This window comes from Rathayibacter festucae DSM 15932, from assembly GCF_004011135.1.
Lineage (GTDB): Bacteria > Actinomycetota > Actinomycetes > Actinomycetales > Microbacteriaceae > Rathayibacter > Rathayibacter festucae.
Map to the genome: position 1 here is coordinate 2,413,144 of NZ_CP028137.1, position 15,014 is coordinate 2,428,157.

A 15,014-nucleotide genomic window follows, 5' to 3' on the forward strand; every position below is an offset into this window, starting at 1 on the left:
GGCGGAACGAGCGGAGGGGTGTCATGAGCGACAACGTCTGGGGGTCCCCGGACCCGTCGGCCCGGCGCGATCAGCCGTCGGTGACCGGGGTCGAGCGGAGCTCCGCGGCTCAGCCGCCGGCCGAGAACGCCGCCGAGAAGCCGGCGGAGGTCGAGCTCGCCCGCCCCGAGGACATCGAGCGGGCGCAGGCCGTCAAGGACCTCAAGCGCCGTCGCGACTTCGCCGGCTCGGTCGGCGGCTGGATGACCGTCTCCGCGATCAGCACCGGCGTCTGGTTCGCGACCGGCGCCGACGGCTACTTCTGGCCGATCTGGCCGATGCTCGGCATCGGCATCGGCGTGGCCAGCCAGGCCGCCGCCCTCTGGGGCCCGGCGAAGAAGGAGATCACCGAGGCGGACATCGCCGCCCAGATGCGCAAGCGCGAGCTCCGCGGCCGCTGAGGGCCGGTCGCCTCGGAGGAGACGCCCGCCTGCATGCTGGTCGAGCAGCCGCACGCCCGCACCATGCTGGTCGAGCAGCCGCGCAGCGGCCTATCGAGACCCACCCCCTCCGCGCAGGCCTCACGCCCGCACCATGCTGGTCGAGTAGCCGCGCAGCGGCGTATCGAGACCCACCCACCGACAGCCCGGCCCCACCCGGCACCCCCCTCCCAGGAGTCCCGTCGACCCCGGCTGCTAGGGTGCGTGTCGAGCGCGCCGACGTCCCGACGGCTGCGCTCACGGCACAGCGTGGCGCGCCGGACCCGAGGCGTGCCGCCTCCGGCACCGCCCACTGACGGTTTGGACACCCTTGGCCGACTCCTCCCCGCCCTCCTCCGCGCAGCCTCCCTTCGACGCGTCGCAGTTCCACGAGCTCCCGCCGAAGCGGCCCTCCCGCCGAGCCGTCGTGCTCGGCGCGGTCGGCGCCGGCCTCGGCCTCGTCGCCCTCGGCGGCGGCGGCTACGCCGCCTACCGCGCCCTGCAGCCCGACCAGCCCGGCGTCTCCGGCGAGCCGGGCACCCCGGCCGCCGAGCTCGACCTGCTGGCCGGCGTCCCGACTCCGACGCCCTCCTTCGGCCCGAACGGCACCCACTGGCCCTCGCGGACCCCGTGGTTCACCGGCGACGTCGACCTCGAGGTCGAGGTGGAGTGCTCCTGGTCGGCGATCAGCGAGGCCATCACCACGGCGCTCGACACCGCGGGCCCCGCCGACACCGTCCGCATCCTCGTCGCACCCGGCGAGCTGCCCGGCGGCGGCGCCGGCTCGAGCTCGTCCCCGATGATGCAGGACATCGGCACGCTCGATCGCGACACCCGCGTCCTCGTCTACCCGCGCGACGGCTGGGGCACGGTCACCACCGCCAACTCCTGGCGCCTGCTCCGCGTCTACAACGTCGCGCTCGTCGGCATCGTCACCAACGGCGCCTTCCTCGCCTCCGGCTGCAGCAGCTCGGCCTTCGCGCGGATCACCACCAACGCCTACAACGTCTACGGCGTCGACGGCACCGACTTCACCGAGAACGTCGAGCTCGTCGAGGTGGTCGTCCCGGACGCCCAGCTCCGCGACGAGGACGTCTCGAGCATGCGCACCCCCACCGACGGCGCGGGCGGCCTCCGCCACATCTTCCGCATCGGCTGCTACACCGCCCCGGCGTACAAGGAGAAGGGCTCGGGCGCGCACACCGACACCGTGCAGTTCTCCGGCCAGGGCGGCAACTACTACGGCGACATCACGAGCATCGACTGCATCGACTTCGCCTCGACGAACACCGCGTTCCAGATCGGCTCGGCCGAGAACGTGCGCTACCAGCACTGCCTGGTCGTCGGAGCGGACGTCGTGAAGCGGGTCTTCCCGGTGCCGGACGAGGCCGACCAGGACGGCAGCTTCGGCGCCTCCAACGGCCCCGGCGTCGAGTTCGGCTGCTCGGCACTCGACAGCACCTTCATCGGGCCGATGGGCGCCGCGACCTGGGCGTCGGTGACGAACTCGACCGCCGGCTACGAGACCAGCGGCGCGGCACCGAAGGAGGGCGAGTGGATCATCGACGAGTCGATCCTCGAGTGGAGCGCCGACGACGTGCACGAGCGCAGCCCGCAGGTGACGAGCGAGTACCTGGCCCAGATCTGGGCCTGACCGGCCGAGCAGCCGACCGCCTGATCACCCGGCCGCCTGACCGACAGGCCGCCTGAGCGCGCGGCTGCCGGCGCTCAGCCCGCGTGCCGCCCGGCCCGCGCCGGACGAGTCAGCGCGACGAGCGGCGCCGGCACCGTGAAGAGCGGATCCCCCGGGATCAGCGCCAGCGCCCGGCGGATCCCGAGCGAGAGCGCGACGATCGCCGCCGTGAGCACCAGCGGGTAGAGCAGCGCCGCCACCGGCTTCTCGAGCAGCCCCGTCAGCCAGGCGGCATCCGGGTTCGCGACGAGCGACCACAGCCCGAGCAGCGGCACCTGCAGCAGGTAGATCGGCAGCGTCCGCCGCCCGATCGCCGAGCCGACCCGCGCCGCCGGCGCCCAGCGGCAGAGCAGAGCCGCGCAGGCCACGGCGAGCGGGATCGCGCTCGCACTCACCACGAAGCCCGCGATCTGCCCGGCCGCCCCGTCGACGACGCGCCCGCCCACGACCGCCACCAGGAACACCCCGAGCGGCACGAGCAGCACCAGCACGCCCGGCCGCGAGAAGCGGCGCAGCTGCTCGGCACCGAGGACGCCGAGCGCGAAGAAGACGAAGTTGGCCAGCAGCGCGTCGCCGAAGAGGATCACCCGCAGGTTCGTCGCGAGGAACCAGGCCGCGGTGCCGAGCAGCAGGATCCCCCACCACGGCACCCGCAGCGCCCGCAGCAGCACGAGCACGAGCGGGTAGAGCGCGAGCGCGAAGAGGAACCAGAGCGTGGTCGTCGGGAAGACGAACTGCAGGAGGACGCGGTCGAGCGAGTCGATCGAGTGCGGGAAGTCGGGGCGCGCGAGCAGGGCGAAGAACACGGCGTAGAGCACCACCCACACCGCGTAGAGGTAGTAGTTCGACACCAGTCGCACCCGCGCGGAGCCGCGACGCCAGCCGCGCAGCAGACCGGACTGCGCGAGGAGCCCCGCCAGCGCGAAGAGGATCGGCATCCGGATGCGTCCGAGCGAGCCGCCGACCTGGTCCCAGAGCGCGGCGACAGAGGATCCCGGATCGGCGACGGTGGCGAAGCTCCAGATCAGGACGTGGAAGAGGACGACCGCGAGGACGCCGAGGCCGCGGGTCGTGTCGATCCAGGCGAGCCGCTCGCGCGCGACGAGCGCGTCCCCTGATCCCGTTGTCACGCGACCCAGTATGAGGGCTCGATGCGTCGCGGAAAACGCGACGTGCGGCGCGCGGCGTCGGTTCGCGGTGGCGGCGCGCGGCGTTCGACCGCGCGCCGGCCGTCGGTTCGCGCCGTCAGCTCCCGCCGTCGAGCCGCCCGACCGCGGTGACCCGCACGACCGCCGCACCCGCCTCGTCCGACTCCGCGAGATCGACCGTGGCGGAGATCCCCCAGTCGTGATCGCCGGCCGGATCGTCCAGGATCTGCCGCACCCGCCACTCGGTCGGCGTCTCGGTGACGAGCAGCATCTTCGGTCCGCGGGCGTCCGGCCCGATCCCGATCGAGTCGTGCTCGTCGTAGTAGTCGTCGAGCGCCTCGCCCCAGGCGTCGGCGTCGAAGCCGGCCGCCGCGTCCAGCTCGCCGAGCGCCTCGTGGTCGTCCAGCGCCGCGAGCGTGACCCGCCGGAACAGCTCGTTGCGCACCAGCACCCGGAAGGCGCGCTGGTTCGCGGTCAGCCGGCGCGGAGCGGGCGGCACGATCGCCTGATCGGCGGCGTGCAGCGCCGGGTTGACCAGCTCCTCCCACTCGTCGACCAGCGAGGAGTCGACCTGGCGCACCAGCTCGCCGAGCCACTCGATCAGATCGTGCAGCTCCTCGTTCTTGATCTCGTCCGGGATGGTCTGCCGGGCGGCCCGGAACGCGTCGGAGAGGTAGCGCAGCACCAGGCCCTCCGAGCGGGAGAGCTTGTAGAACGCGCAGTACTCGCCGAACGACATCGCGCGCTCGTACATGTCGCGCACGACCGACTTGGGCGAGAGCTCGAAGTCGCGCACCCACGGCTGCACGGCGGTGTAGGTCTCGAAGGTCGCCTCGAGCAGCTCCTGGAGCGGCTTCGGGTGGGTGACGCTCTCGAGCAGCTCCATCCGCTCCTCGTACTCGATGCCGTCCGCCTTCATCGCGGCGACCGCGTCGCCCCGCGCCTGGAACTGCTGGGCGCCGAGGATCTGCCGCGGGTCGTCGAGCGTCGCCTCGAGCACCGAGATCACGTCCAGCGCGAAGGTCGGCGACTCCGGGTCGAGCACGTCGAACACGGCGAGCGCGAACGGCGAGAGCGGCTGGTTGAGCGCGAAGTTCGGCTGCAGGTCGACGGTCAGCCGGATGCGGACCACGCCGTCGGCGTCGACGATCTGCTCGACGACCTCCGCGGTCCGCAGCGTGCGGTAGATGCCCAGCGCCCGGCGGGCCAGCTGCAGCTGCCGCTTCCACGGCTCGTGGTTGTCGAAGATCAGCGCGTGCACGTTCGCGAAGACGTCGCCTCCGCGCGCGATCACGTTGAGCAGCATCGCCGAGGTGATCGTCATGTGCGAGGTGAGCGTCTCGGGCTCCGCATCGACGAGCTTGCGGAAGCTCGGCTCGCCCCAGCTGACGAAGCCCTGCGGCGCGCGCTTGCCCACCCACTTGCGCCGCTTCTTCGGGTCGTCGCCCATCTTGTCGAGCGCCTTGCGGTTCTCCGACTCGTGCTCGGGCGCCTGCACCACCACGGTGCCCGCGGTGTCGTAGCCCGCGCGGCCGGCCCGCCCGGCGATCTGGTGGAACTCGCGGGCCGAGAGCTGGCGGCTCTTCACGCCGTCGTACTTGGTCAGTGCGCTGAGCAGCACCGTCCGGATCGGCACGTTGATGCCGACGCCGAGGGTGTCCGTCCCGCAGATCACCCGCAGCATGCCCTGCTGGGCCAGCTGCTCGACCAGGCGGCGGTACTTCGGCAGCATGCCCGCGTGGTGCACGCCGATCCCGAGCCGGAGCAGGCGCGAGAGGGTCTTGCCGAACGCGGTCGTGAAGCGGAAGCCGCCGATCACCTCGGCGATGCGATCGCGGTGCTCGCGGGTGGCGATGTTCGCGCTGGTCAGCGCCTGCGCGCGCTCGAGCGCGGCGGCCTGGGAGAAGTGCACGATGTAGACCGGCGCCTGGTTCGTCGAGAGCAGCTCCTCGATCGAGTCGTGGATCGGCGCGATCTCGTAGAAGAAGTGCAGCGGCACCGGCCGCTCGACCCCGGTGACCGTCGCGGTCTCGCGCCCCGTCCGCCGGGTGAGGTCCGCGGCGAGCGCCGTCACGTCGCCCAGCGTCGCCGACATCAGCACGAACTGCACGTGCGGCAGCGTCAGCAGCGGCACCTGCCAGGCCCAGCCGCGGGCCGGGTCGGCGTAGAAGTGGAACTCGTCCATCACGACCTGGTCGACGTCGGTCTCGGCGCCGTGCCGGAGCGCCAGGTTGGCGAGGATCTCGGCGGTGCAGCAGATGATCGGCGCGTCCGGGTTCACCGAGGAGTCGCCGGTCACCATGCCGACGTTCGCGGCGCCGAAGACGTCGACCAGCGCGAAGAACTTCTCCGAGACGAGCGCCTTGATCGGCGCGGTGTAGTAGCTGCGCCGGCCGTTCGCCAGCGCGGCGGCGTGCGCCCCGATCGCGACCAGCGACTTCCCGGTGCCGGTCGGCGTCGACAGGATCAGATTCGCCCCCGACGAGATCTCGATCATCGACTCGTCCTGCGCCGGGTACAGCGGCAGCCCGCGCGCCTCGGCCCACTCCGTGAACGCCAGGTACACCGCGTCGTCGTCGACGCGCCCGTCGGCGTCGGGCGTCGGCATCCGTTCGAGCAGCGTCAGACTCATCCCCCCATCCTCCCGGAGTTTCCTGCGCCGGGTCCCCTCCCTGCTGGTCGAGCAGCCGCGAAGCGGCCCTTCCACGCCGGTCGAGTAGCCGCGCAGCCGCCCCTGCATGCTGGTCGAGCAGCCGCGCAGCGGCCCCTCCACGCCGGCCGAGCAGCCGCGCAGCGGCCCCTCCACGCTGGTCGAGTAGCCGCGCAGCGGCGTATCGAGACCCACGTCCTGCAAGACGGTGGATCTCGATACGCCCTCTCCGAGGGCGACTCGATCAGCATGCTGATCCCGCTGAGCGGACGCGCAGCGGTCGTCCCTGCCGGATGAGCAGCCGCGCAGCGGCCCTTCCATGCTGGTCGAGTAGCCGCGCAGCGGCGTATCGAGACCCACCCACCGGACGACGGTGGATCTCGATACGCCCTCTCCGAGGGCTACTCGATCAGCATGCTGATGCCGCTGAGCGGACGCGCAGCGGCCGTCCCTGCCGCGCGAGCAGCCGCGCAGCGGCCCTTCCATGCTGGTCGAGCAGCCGCGCAGCGGCCCCTCCATGCTGGTCGAGTAGCCGCGCAGCGGCGTATCGAGACCGCGGGTCAGGCGAGCGCGCGCTCGACGTACGGGCGCAGGTCGGCGGCGAGGTGCAGCTCGCCGGCGGCCTCGGCGTCGAGGAGGGTCTGCGCGTCGTCGGCGCGGCGCTCGACGAACCAGCGGCGCAGCGGCACGGCGCGCTCCGGGCGCGAGAGCAGCTCGATCGCGTCGCCGGCCTGGATGCTCCCGCGGTGCAGGACCCGCAGGTAGGCGCCGGTGCGCCCCTCGTCGGCGAAGCGCTTGACCCAGTGCGGCTCGCCGAGCACGCGCTGGAAGGTCGCGCACGGCGTCCGCGGCATCGTCACCTCGACCTCGACCTTCTCGCCGATCCGCCAGCGCTCGCCGATCACGGCGCCGGTGAGATCGAGCCCCTCGACGCGCAGGTTCTCGCCGAACCGTCCGGGGGGCATCTCGTAGCCGAGCCGCTCCGCCCACCACTCGGCGTCCTCGCGGGCGTAGGCGTAGAGGGCCTTCGCCTCGCCGCCGTGGTGCGCGCGGTCGGCCTGCACGTCGGCGTAGACGCCGAGATCGCGGATGACGACCGGCCCCTCGACGGGGCGCTTGTCGATGGCGGTCACGCCGACCAGGCCCGGGTCCGGGAGCAGGCGGTCGACGCGGCAGACGGCGAGGAGTCGGGGCATGCGGTCATGCTCTCACCGCACAGCCCCGCTCGCGCGCAGAGGCTCGCCGGTGGGCGATGCGCGGGTGCTCGCCCCGTAGGCTCGCCGGGTGCGCGCCGCCCTCCCCGCTCCCCGTTTCGATCCGCTCCTCCTCGACGGCCTCGCGGAGGGCTACGCCGGCGACACCGGCGCCCGCGAGCACGCCGAGGGGCTCCGCTTCGACGGCGTCGACCTCACTGGAGCAGACCTGACGGCCGCCTCCTTCAGCGAGTGCGTGCTCGACGGCGTGGTCCTCGAGCGGGCGCAGCTGCGCGCCGCCTCCCTCGTGGAATCGCGGCTCGAGCGGCTGGACGTGCCGGGGCTGTCCGCGCCCCGCAGCCGCTGGCGCTCGATCGAGCTCGCGTCCTCCCGGCTGGGCTCGGCCGAGCTCTACGAGAGCACCTTCGAGCAGGTCCGCATCACGGACTGCAAGCTCGGCTACGTCAACCTGCGCGGAGCGACCCTGCGCGACGTCCTCTTCGAGCGCTGCACGATCGACGAGCTCGACCTCGGCGGGGCCACCGGTTCGCGGGTGGCCTTCACCGACTGCGACGTCCGCTCGCTCGAGCTGCCCGGCGCGAGGATCCAGGACCTCGACCTGCGCGGCGCCGAGCTGCACGTGCTCGGCGGTCTCGACGGGCTCCGCGGCGTCGCGCTCACGGAGCTGCAGCTCAGCCTGATGCTGCCGCTGTTCGCCGAGCACTTCGGCGTGCGGATCCTCGGCTGAAGCCCGCCGCCCGCTCTACGCGCGCCGTCGCCCGATCCGCCGGCTGAGCGCGCGGCGGCCCAGCAGGAACACCCCGAGCACGATCGTCGTGACGACCACGAAGCTCAGCTGCACGCCCTGCCCCGAGAGCACCCGCAGCAGCATCCCGCCGGCCACCGTCACGACCCAGACCACGATTCCGGAGACGAGGATGCGATCCGGCGTCCGCCAGGCGCGCGCGAGCACCCAGCCGAGCAGCAGCGCCGCGAGGAAGGGCCAGAGCGTCACGAGGAAGCCCTCGAGCACCGAGTCGCCGTCGTGCGTCCGCCGCCCGATCAGCACGAAGACCGCGACGAGGAGGACGTCCACCGCCAGGCCGAGCCCGGCGCGGCGGGTCATGCCGGCTCCGTCACGAAGTCGATCAGCTGCTCGACCCGGCCCAGCAGCGCGGGCTCCAGGTCCTTGAAGGTCCGGACCTGCCCGAGGATGCGCTGCCAGGCGCGCGCGATGTCGGCCTGCTCGTCGTGCGGCCAGCCGAGCGCCTGGCAGATGCCCTTCTTCCACTCGATCGAGCGCGGGACGTCGGGCCAGCGCTCGAGGCCGACGCGGGCCGGCTTGACCGCCTGCCAGACGTCGACGAAGGGATGGCCGACGACGAGGACGTGCGCGCCGTGCGGGCCGGCGGCGACCGCGTCGGCGATCCGCGACTCCTTCGACCCGCGGACGAGGTGATCGACGAGCACGCCGATCCGCCGTCCCGGGCCGGGAGCGAAGGCTCGGACCAGCTCGTCGAGGTTGTCCACGCCCTCGATGTACTCGACGACCACACCCTCGATCCGCAGATCGTGGCCCCAGACCTTCTCCACCAGCTCCGCGTCGTGCCGGCCCTCGACGTAGATGCGGCTCGGCAGCGCGACGCGCGCCTTCGCGTCCGCGACGTGGAAGGAGCCGGAGGCGGAGCGCGCGCGGCCGAGGTTCGCGTCGCGCTTGAGGCCGGGAGCCTTGAGCGACACCGGCTTGCCGTCGATGAGGAAGCCGGGTCCGATCGGGAAGACGCGCACCTTGCCGAAGCGGTCCTCGAGCTTCACCATCCGCAGCTCGACGCCGACGACCGCGCCGACGAAGCCGGAGGCGACCTCCTCGACCACGAGATCGCGCTCGGCCTCGACCACCGCGACCTCGACCGTGTTCTTCGCCCGCCAGTTCCCGGCGAGCACGTCCTGCCCGTACCTGTCCTCGTCCATCGCCTCGAGGGTAGCCCGCTGCTGCGGATGATCATCACTCTCGATTACCAGAATGTATTGCGATGTGTTTATGGATCTGGTCCACTGGTCCTGGCCGCCGACCGGTGGCCGCGTTCCTCGAAAGGCAGCACCATGAGCAGCACCGACCTCCACGCCGAGCACGACCTCACCGACCACCAGCACGGCGACGGCTGCGGCCACACCACCGTCCAGCACGACGACCACGTCGACTACGCGCACGGCACCCACCGCCACGCCCTGCACGGCGACCACTACGACGAGCACGGCGCCCACGCCGAGCACGTCGCCGCCGCCGACCAGTCCTGACCCGCGCGGCGGCAGCATGCTGGTCGCGGCGGCAGCATGCTGGTCGAGTAGCGCGAAGCGCGTATCGAGACCCGCCCACCGACCGACGGTCGATCTCGATACGCCCTCTCCGAGGGCTACTCGATCAGCATGAGCGCCCCATGCTGGTCGAGTAGCGCGAAGCGCGTATCGAGACCCCGCCGCCGGCGAGCATGACGCCGCGAGACCCCGCTCCCAGCCGCGGTGAGTAGGCTGGCGGGGATACAACGTGCTCCGGGGTCGGTGAGAGTCCGAACCGGCGGTGACAGTCCGCGAGCCGCTGACCACTTCGGTGGGAGGCGGTTGACCTGGTGGGATTCCGGGACCGACGGTGAAAGTCCGGATGGGAGGCAGCACGAGCGTCGCGCGCGAGCGCGGCGCTGAACGGCGGTGCCCGCGCACCGCCGCTCGCACCCCGGAGTTCGGCGACGAACGGAACCGGGAATGACGATCGACTTCGAGCACGCGATGCGCAGGGCGCTGTCCCTCGCCGAGCGCGGCCCCGCCCGCGGCGTGAATCCGCGTGTCGGCTGCGTCCTCCTCGCGCCCGACGGCACCGTCCTCGCCGAGGGCTGGCACCACGGCGCCGGCACCGCGCACGCCGAGGTCGACGCCCTCTCCGCCCTCGCCCCCGGCGCCGCGACCGGCGCCACCGCCGTCGTCTCCCTCGAGCCCTGCAACCACACCGGCCGCACCGGCCCCTGCAGCCGTGCCCTGATCGACGCCGGCGTCGCCCGCGTGGTCTACGCCGTCGGTGACCCCGGCGACCGCTCGGCCGGCGGCGGCGACACCCTGCGCGCGGCCGGCGTCGACGTGATCGAGGGCGTCCTCGCCGAGGAGGCGGAGGAGTTCCTGCACGTCTGGCTCGCCGCGACCCGCCGCCGCCGCCCCTGGGTGACCCTCAAGTGGGCATCCACGCTCGACGGCCGCACCGCCGCCGCCGACGGCAGCAGCCGCTGGATCACCGGCGCCGCGGCCCGCCAGCGCGTGCACGAGCAGCGCGCCACCGCGGACGCGATCCTCGTCGGCACCGGCACGGTCCTCGCCGACGACCCGAGCCTCACCGCCCGCGGCGACGCCGGCGAGCTCCTCGCCGAGCAGCCGCTGCCCGTCGTCGTCGGCACCCGCGCCGTCCCCGCCGGCGCCCGCGTCCTCGAGCACCCGCGCCCCCCGGTCCTCGAGCGCACCCACGACCTCGCCGCGGTCCTCGACCGCCTCTACGACGCCGAGATCCGCCACGTCTACGTCGAGGGCGGCCCGACGCTGGCCTCCGCACTCGTCGCCGACGGGCTCGTCGACGAGTTCCTCGTCTACCTCGCCCCCGCGCTGCTCGGCGGCCCGCGGCTCGCGCTCGACGACCTGGGCGTCGAGAGCATCGCCGGCGCGCACCGCCTCGATCTCCGCTCCGTGGAGGTCCTCGGCGGCGACCTCCTCGTCACCGCCCGGCCGGGCTCCCCCGCCCGCCGGCAGCTCGCCCCGCAGAAGGAGTCCTGATGTTCACCGGAATCATCGAGGAGGTCGGCGTCGTCACGGCCGTCTCGGCAGGGAGCGACGCGATCCGCCTGACCGTGCGCGGCCCGCTGGCCGTCGAGGGCGCCCGGCACGGCGACTCCATCGCGGTCTCGGGCGTCTGCCTCACCGTCGTCGACCAGTCGGCGGACGGCTTCACCGCCGACGTGATGGCGCAGACCCTGCGGATGTCCACGCTCGACGGCGTCGCGGTCGGCGACCCCGTCAACCTCGAGCGCGCGGCGCTGGTCGGCGACCGCCTCGGCGGCCACATCGTCCAGGGCCACATCGACGGAACCGCGACGCTGCTCGCGGTCACCCCCGGCGACGCCTGGCGCGTGCTGCGCTTCTCCCTCCCCGCCGAGGCCGCCCCGCTCGTCACCGACAAGGGCTCGATCGCGGTCGACGGCGTCTCGCTGACCGTCTCGGCGATCAGTCCCGCCACCGAGCCGGAGCAGTGGTTCGAGGTCTCGCTCATCCCCGAGACCCTGGCCGCCACCACCCTCGGCGCCCGCGTCGTCGGCGACCGCGTCAACATCGAGACCGACATCCTCGCCCGCCACGTCGAGCGGATGCTCGCCCTGCGGTCCGCCGCCGACGAAGGAGGCCGGGCATGAGCCTCGCCACGATCCCCGAGGCCGTCGCTGCCCTCCGCGCCGGCCGCCCGATCATCGTCGCCGACGACGAGGGCCGCGAGAACGAGGGCGACGTCATCGTCTCGGCCCAGCTCGCGAGCCAGGAGACGATCGCCTGGATGGTGCGCCACTCCTCCGGCTTCATCTGCGCGCCGATGACGAACGAGATCGCCGACCGCCTGGAGCTTCCGCTGATGGTCGTCGACAACGAGGACCCGCGCGGCACCGCGTACACGATCTCGGTCGACGCCGCGGACCGCCTCTCCACCGGCATCAGCGCGTCCGACCGCGCGCACACGCTCCGCGTGCTGGCCGACCCGGAGGCGACCCCGGCGCGACTGCACCGGCCCGGCCACATCCTGCCGCTGCGCGCCGTGGAGGGCGGCGTGCGCGAGCGCGACGGCCACACGGAGGCGGCGGTCGACCTGATGAAGCTCGCCGGGCTCGAGCCCGTCGGCGCCATCTCGGAGATCGTGGCGGAGGACGGCGAGATGATGCGCCTCCCCGGCCTGATCGCGCTCGGCGAGCGCGAGGGCGTGCCGGTCACCACGGTGGCCGCCCTGATCGCCTACCTCGAGGAGCACCACGCCGAGCTGGACGCCTCGAGCGTGGAGCCCGCCCGGGACACCCCGCGGGTGATCTTCGAGGTCGAGACGACCGTGCCGACCACGCACGGGCCGTTCCAGCTGCGCGCCTACCGCGACCGCCAGACCGGCGCCGACCACGTCGCCGTCGTGGCGGGCTACATCGGCGACGGTCACGGCACGCTCGTGCGGGTGCACTCCGAGTGCCTCACCGGCGAGGCCTTCGGCTCGCTGAAGTGCGAGTGCGGACCGCAGCTCGACGCCGCGCTCGACACGATCCAGCGCGACGGCGGCGTCGTGATCTACCTCCGCGGGCACGAGGGCCGCGGCATCGGCCTGATCAACAAGCTCCGCGCCTACCGCCTCCAGGAGGACGGGCTCGACACCCTCGACGCCAACCTCGCCCTCGGCCTGCCCGCCGACGCCCGCGACTACGGCGCCGCCGTCGGCATCCTCGAGGACCTCGGCGTCACCGACGTCCGCCTGCTCACCAACAACCCGGAGAAGGTGCGCCAGCTCACCGACCGCGGCATCACCGTGTCCGAGCGCGTGCCGCTGGTGGCCGGGGTCGGCGCCTTCAACCAGGGCTACCTCGCGACCAAGCGCGACCGGATGGGCCACTTCAGCGATCTCGACCCCCTCGTCGGACTCGACCCCCTCGACGCCGGACCCTCCGGCGCGACACCGAAGGAGTAAGCCATGGCCGGTAGCGGCGCCCCCACCACCTCCACCGTCGACGGGAGCGGCCTCCGCGTCGTCGTCGTCGCGGGGACCTGGCACCAGCAGATCAGCGACGGGCTGATCGCCGGCGCGAAGGCCGCGCTCGACGAGTCCGGCGCCTCCTGGTCGCTCGTGCGCGTCCCCGGCTCGTTCGAGCTGCCGGTCGCCGCGAAGGCCGCCCTCGAGGCCGGCGCCGACGCGGTGGTCGCCCTCGGCGTCATCATCCGCGGCGGCACCCCGCACTTCGAGTACGTCTCGGACGCGGCGACCTCGGGCCTGACGAACGTCTCGATCCAGACCGGCAAGCCGGTCGGCTTCGGCGTGCTCACCCTCGACACTGAGCAGCAGGGCATCGACCGCGCCGGCCTGCCCGGCTCGAAGGAGGACAAGGGCCGCGAGGCGGCGGAGGCGGCGATCGCGACCGCGCTCGTCCTCCGCGAGCTGCGCGGCTAGCCGCGACCCCGAGCGCCGACGCCCCCCTTGTCGGGGGCGTCGGCGCACTTCGCGGAGAGGCGCTCTTGCTGAGAAGACCCGGAGTAAAGTGGACGGGTCGTCACGAGCGGCCCTATCCTCCCTCCCCCTCGGCCCCCGCGGCCCGCAGCGCCCGATCGACGCCGCCCCCGCCGGCACCGGGAGACCCCTCCACCGGAGCAGCCCTCTTCCATGTCTTCTTCCCGTACCGCAGCCGACGCTCCCGCCGCCGCCCCGCAGAACTCGCGGGGCCGGGTCATCCTGGCGAGCCTCATCGGCACCTCGATCGAGTTCTACGACTTCTACGCCTACGCGACGGCCGCCGTCCTGGTCTTCCCCTCGCTCTTCTTCGTCAACGAGGACCCGGCGGTCGCCCTCCTCGCCTCCTTCGCGGTCTTCGGCGTCGCCTTCATCGCCCGCCCGATCGGGTCGATCATCTTCGGCCACTTCGGCGACCGCGTCGGCCGCAAGGGGACCCTCGTCGCCTCGCTGCTCACGATGGGCATCGCGACCTTCCTGATCGGCTGCCTGCCGACCGCCCTCACGCCCGGCTGGGAGTTCCTCGCCCCGTTCCTGCTCGTCGTGATGCGCTTCTGCCAGGGCCTCGGCCTCGGCGGCGAGTGGTCCGGCGCCGCGCTCCTCGCGACCGAGAACGCTCCCGCCAACAAGCGCGCCATCTACGGCACGTTCCCCCAGCTCGGCGCCCCGATCGGCTTCATCGTCGCGAACGTGCTCTTCCTCGTGCTGGCGAGCACCATGAGCGACGAGACCTTCGCGGCCTGGGGCTGGCGGGTGCCGTTCCTCGCGAGCGCCGTGCTGGTGATCGTCGGCCTCTACGTGCGCCTCAAGCTCGTCGAGACCCCCGCGTTCCAGAAGGTCGTCGACAACGGCGAGGTGGCCAAGCTGCCGCTCGCCCGCGTCTTCAAGACGAGCTGGCGCCCGCTCATCCTCGGCACGTTCATCATGCTGGCGACCTACGTGCTCTTCTACCTGATGACCACGTTCACGCTGACCTACGGCACCACGCCCTCCGATGCGGCGACCCCGGGCCTCGGCTACAGCCGCAACGACTTCCTGATCATGCTGATCGTCGGCGTCGTCTTCTTCGGGATCTTCACGCTCGTCTCCGGCCCGCTGGCCGAGAAGTTCGGCCGCCGCCGCACGCTGCTCGTCGTCACCTCGGCGATCCTCGTCTTCGGCCTGCTCTTCGTCCCGCTGTTCAGCGGCGGCTTCGCCGGCGTGATGGCGGTGCTGATCCTCGGCTTCACGCTGATGGGTCTCACCTTCGGCCCGATGGGCGCCGTCCTGCCCGAGCTGTTCCCGACCAACGTCCGCTACACCGGCTCGGCGATGTCGTACAACCTGGCGTCGATCCTCGGAGCGGCGCTCGCGCCGATCATCGCGGTGGCGCTCTGGCAGTCGGCCGGCGGCAGCACGCTGCTGGTGGGCCTCTACCTCAGCGGCGCGGCGGTGCTCACGCTCATCGCGCTGCTGCTCTCGAAGGAGACCCAGCACACGGCGTACCACGACAACGTGTCGTAGGACGCTCCTGCCCTGCACGTCCGGCCCGTCGGTCCCCCCGGCGGGCCGGACCTGTCTCCGGGCCCGTGCGAAAGGACGCGGCGCCGGCCCTTCAT

At 72.8% G+C, this 15,014-nt stretch carries 14 protein-coding genes and 1 riboswitch; of the genes, 9 read left to right on the forward strand and 5 right to left on the reverse strand.

What is annotated here, in order from left to right:
* Nucleotides 1-23 precede the first annotated feature (23 nt).
* A complete protein-coding gene (locus C1I64_RS20085; RefSeq protein ID WP_164874519.1) occupies nt 24-440 on the forward strand; it encodes a 2TM domain-containing protein in 417 nt (138 codons plus the stop codon).
* A gap of 349 nt (nt 441-789) precedes the next feature.
* Nucleotides 790-2,112: a hypothetical protein gene (locus C1I64_RS20090; protein WP_164874520.1), complete on the forward strand. Its 1,323-nt coding sequence runs from the start codon at nt 790-792 to the stop codon at nt 2,110-2,112.
* A 74-nt stretch (nt 2,113-2,186) separates the two neighbouring features.
* On the opposite strand, the gene C1I64_RS11210 is transcribed toward C1I64_RS20090, so the two are convergent.
* From C1I64_RS11210 to C1I64_RS11220, 3 genes are all read right to left on the reverse strand, one after another.
* Nucleotides 2,187-3,281 carry an acyltransferase family protein gene (locus C1I64_RS11210; protein ID WP_164874521.1) on the reverse strand — a complete coding sequence of 365 codons (1,095 nt, stop codon included), beginning with the start codon at nt 3,279-3,281 and terminating at the stop codon, nt 2,187-2,189.
* A 115-nt stretch (nt 3,282-3,396) separates the two neighbouring features.
* On the reverse strand, nt 3,397-5,931 hold the full coding sequence (locus C1I64_RS11215) for a DEAD/DEAH box helicase (protein WP_127887256.1): 2,535 nt from the start codon (nt 5,929-5,931) through the stop codon (nt 3,397-3,399).
* Between the two features lie 578 nt (nt 5,932-6,509).
* Nucleotides 6,510-7,145 (reverse strand): MOSC domain-containing protein, encoded by a 636-nt coding sequence (locus C1I64_RS11220; RefSeq protein ID WP_127887257.1) that lies wholly within the window; start codon nt 7,143-7,145, stop codon nt 6,510-6,512.
* 88 nt (nt 7,146-7,233) lie between these two features.
* Between C1I64_RS11220 and C1I64_RS11225 the strand changes: the two genes are divergently transcribed.
* Nucleotides 7,234-7,890, forward strand: a complete 657-nt coding sequence (locus tag C1I64_RS11225) for a pentapeptide repeat-containing protein (protein ID WP_127887258.1) — start codon at nt 7,234-7,236, stop codon at nt 7,888-7,890.
* A 15-nt stretch (nt 7,891-7,905) separates the two neighbouring features.
* Here the strand turns inward: C1I64_RS11225 and C1I64_RS11230 are convergent, their stop codons facing one another.
* Both C1I64_RS11230 and C1I64_RS11235 read right to left on the reverse strand, forming a co-directional pair.
* Complete coding sequence (locus C1I64_RS11230) at nt 7,906-8,268, reverse strand: DUF3054 domain-containing protein (RefSeq protein ID WP_127887259.1); 363 nt, start codon at nt 8,266-8,268, stop codon at nt 7,906-7,908.
* The gene (locus C1I64_RS11235) at nt 8,265-9,113 is read right to left on the reverse strand and encodes a DUF3097 domain-containing protein (RefSeq protein WP_123447666.1); all 849 of its coding nucleotides are present in this window, start codon (nt 9,111-9,113) and stop codon (nt 8,265-8,267) included. The genes C1I64_RS11230 and C1I64_RS11235 overlap by 4 nt, the downstream gene beginning before the upstream one ends.
* A gap of 132 nt (nt 9,114-9,245) precedes the next feature.
* Here C1I64_RS11235 and C1I64_RS11240 point away from each other — a divergent pair, with 132 nt between their 5' ends.
* The 6 genes from C1I64_RS11240 (at nt 9,246) to C1I64_RS11265 (ending at nt 14,919) form a co-directional block, all read left to right on the forward strand.
* On the forward strand, nt 9,246-9,440 hold the full coding sequence (locus tag C1I64_RS11240) for a zinc transporter permease (RefSeq protein WP_127887260.1): 195 nt from the start codon (nt 9,246-9,248) through the stop codon (nt 9,438-9,440).
* Nucleotides 9,441-9,684: 244 nt separating this feature from the next.
* Nucleotides 9,685-9,818, forward strand: a riboswitch (FMN riboswitch).
* Between the two features lie 84 nt (nt 9,819-9,902).
* A complete protein-coding gene (gene ribD / locus C1I64_RS11245) occupies nt 9,903-10,952 on the forward strand; it encodes a bifunctional diaminohydroxyphosphoribosylaminopyrimidine deaminase/5-amino-6-(5-phosphoribosylamino)uracil reductase RibD (protein ID WP_244209454.1) in 1,050 nt (349 codons plus the stop codon).
* Nucleotides 10,952-11,584: a riboflavin synthase gene (locus C1I64_RS11250; protein ID WP_127887261.1), complete on the forward strand. Its 633-nt coding sequence runs from the start codon at nt 10,952-10,954 to the stop codon at nt 11,582-11,584. The genes ribD and C1I64_RS11250 overlap by 1 nt, the downstream gene beginning before the upstream one ends.
* Nucleotides 11,581-12,882 (forward strand): GTP cyclohydrolase II, encoded by a 1,302-nt coding sequence (ribA, locus tag C1I64_RS11255; protein WP_127887262.1) that lies wholly within the window; start codon nt 11,581-11,583, stop codon nt 12,880-12,882. Before C1I64_RS11250 ends, ribA begins: the two co-directional genes overlap by 4 nt.
* Before the next feature lie 3 nt (nt 12,883-12,885).
* Entirely contained in the window at nt 12,886-13,359 is a 474-nt protein-coding gene (ribH, locus tag C1I64_RS11260; RefSeq protein ID WP_123705186.1) for a 6,7-dimethyl-8-ribityllumazine synthase, read from the forward strand.
* Between the two features lie 210 nt (nt 13,360-13,569).
* A complete protein-coding gene (locus C1I64_RS11265; protein ID WP_123705187.1) occupies nt 13,570-14,919 on the forward strand; it encodes an MFS transporter in 1,350 nt (449 codons plus the stop codon).
* The last annotated feature ends 95 nt before the right edge of the window (nt 14,920-15,014 follow it).

Excerpts from the sequence above, each read along its gene's own strand:
- C1I64_RS20085 (WP_164874519.1), top strand. The coding sequence starts at position 24 with ATGAGCGACAACGTCTGGGGGTCCCCGGACCCGTCGGCCCGGCGCGAT.
- C1I64_RS11215 (WP_127887256.1), bottom strand. The coding sequence starts at position 5,931 with ATGAGTCTGACGCTGCTCGAACGGATGCCGACGCCCGACGCCGACGGG.
- C1I64_RS11220 (WP_127887257.1), bottom strand. The coding sequence starts at position 7,145 with ATGCCCCGACTCCTCGCCGTCTGCCGCGTCGACCGCCTGCTCCCGGAC.
- C1I64_RS11230 (WP_127887259.1), bottom strand. The coding sequence starts at position 8,268 with ATGACCCGCCGCGCCGGGCTCGGCCTGGCGGTGGACGTCCTCCTCGTC.
- C1I64_RS11235 (WP_123447666.1), bottom strand. The coding sequence starts at position 9,113 with ATGGACGAGGACAGGTACGGGCAGGACGTGCTCGCCGGGAACTGGCGG.
- C1I64_RS11240 (WP_127887260.1), top strand. The coding sequence starts at position 9,246 with ATGAGCAGCACCGACCTCCACGCCGAGCACGACCTCACCGACCACCAG.
- ribD (WP_244209454.1), top strand. The coding sequence starts at position 9,903 with ATGACGATCGACTTCGAGCACGCGATGCGCAGGGCGCTGTCCCTCGCC.
- C1I64_RS11250 (WP_127887261.1), top strand. The coding sequence starts at position 10,952 with ATGTTCACCGGAATCATCGAGGAGGTCGGCGTCGTCACGGCCGTCTCG.
- ribA (WP_127887262.1), top strand. The coding sequence starts at position 11,581 with ATGAGCCTCGCCACGATCCCCGAGGCCGTCGCTGCCCTCCGCGCCGGC.
- ribH (WP_123705186.1), top strand. The coding sequence starts at position 12,886 with ATGGCCGGTAGCGGCGCCCCCACCACCTCCACCGTCGACGGGAGCGGC.
- C1I64_RS11265 (WP_123705187.1), top strand. The coding sequence starts at position 13,570 with ATGTCTTCTTCCCGTACCGCAGCCGACGCTCCCGCCGCCGCCCCGCAG.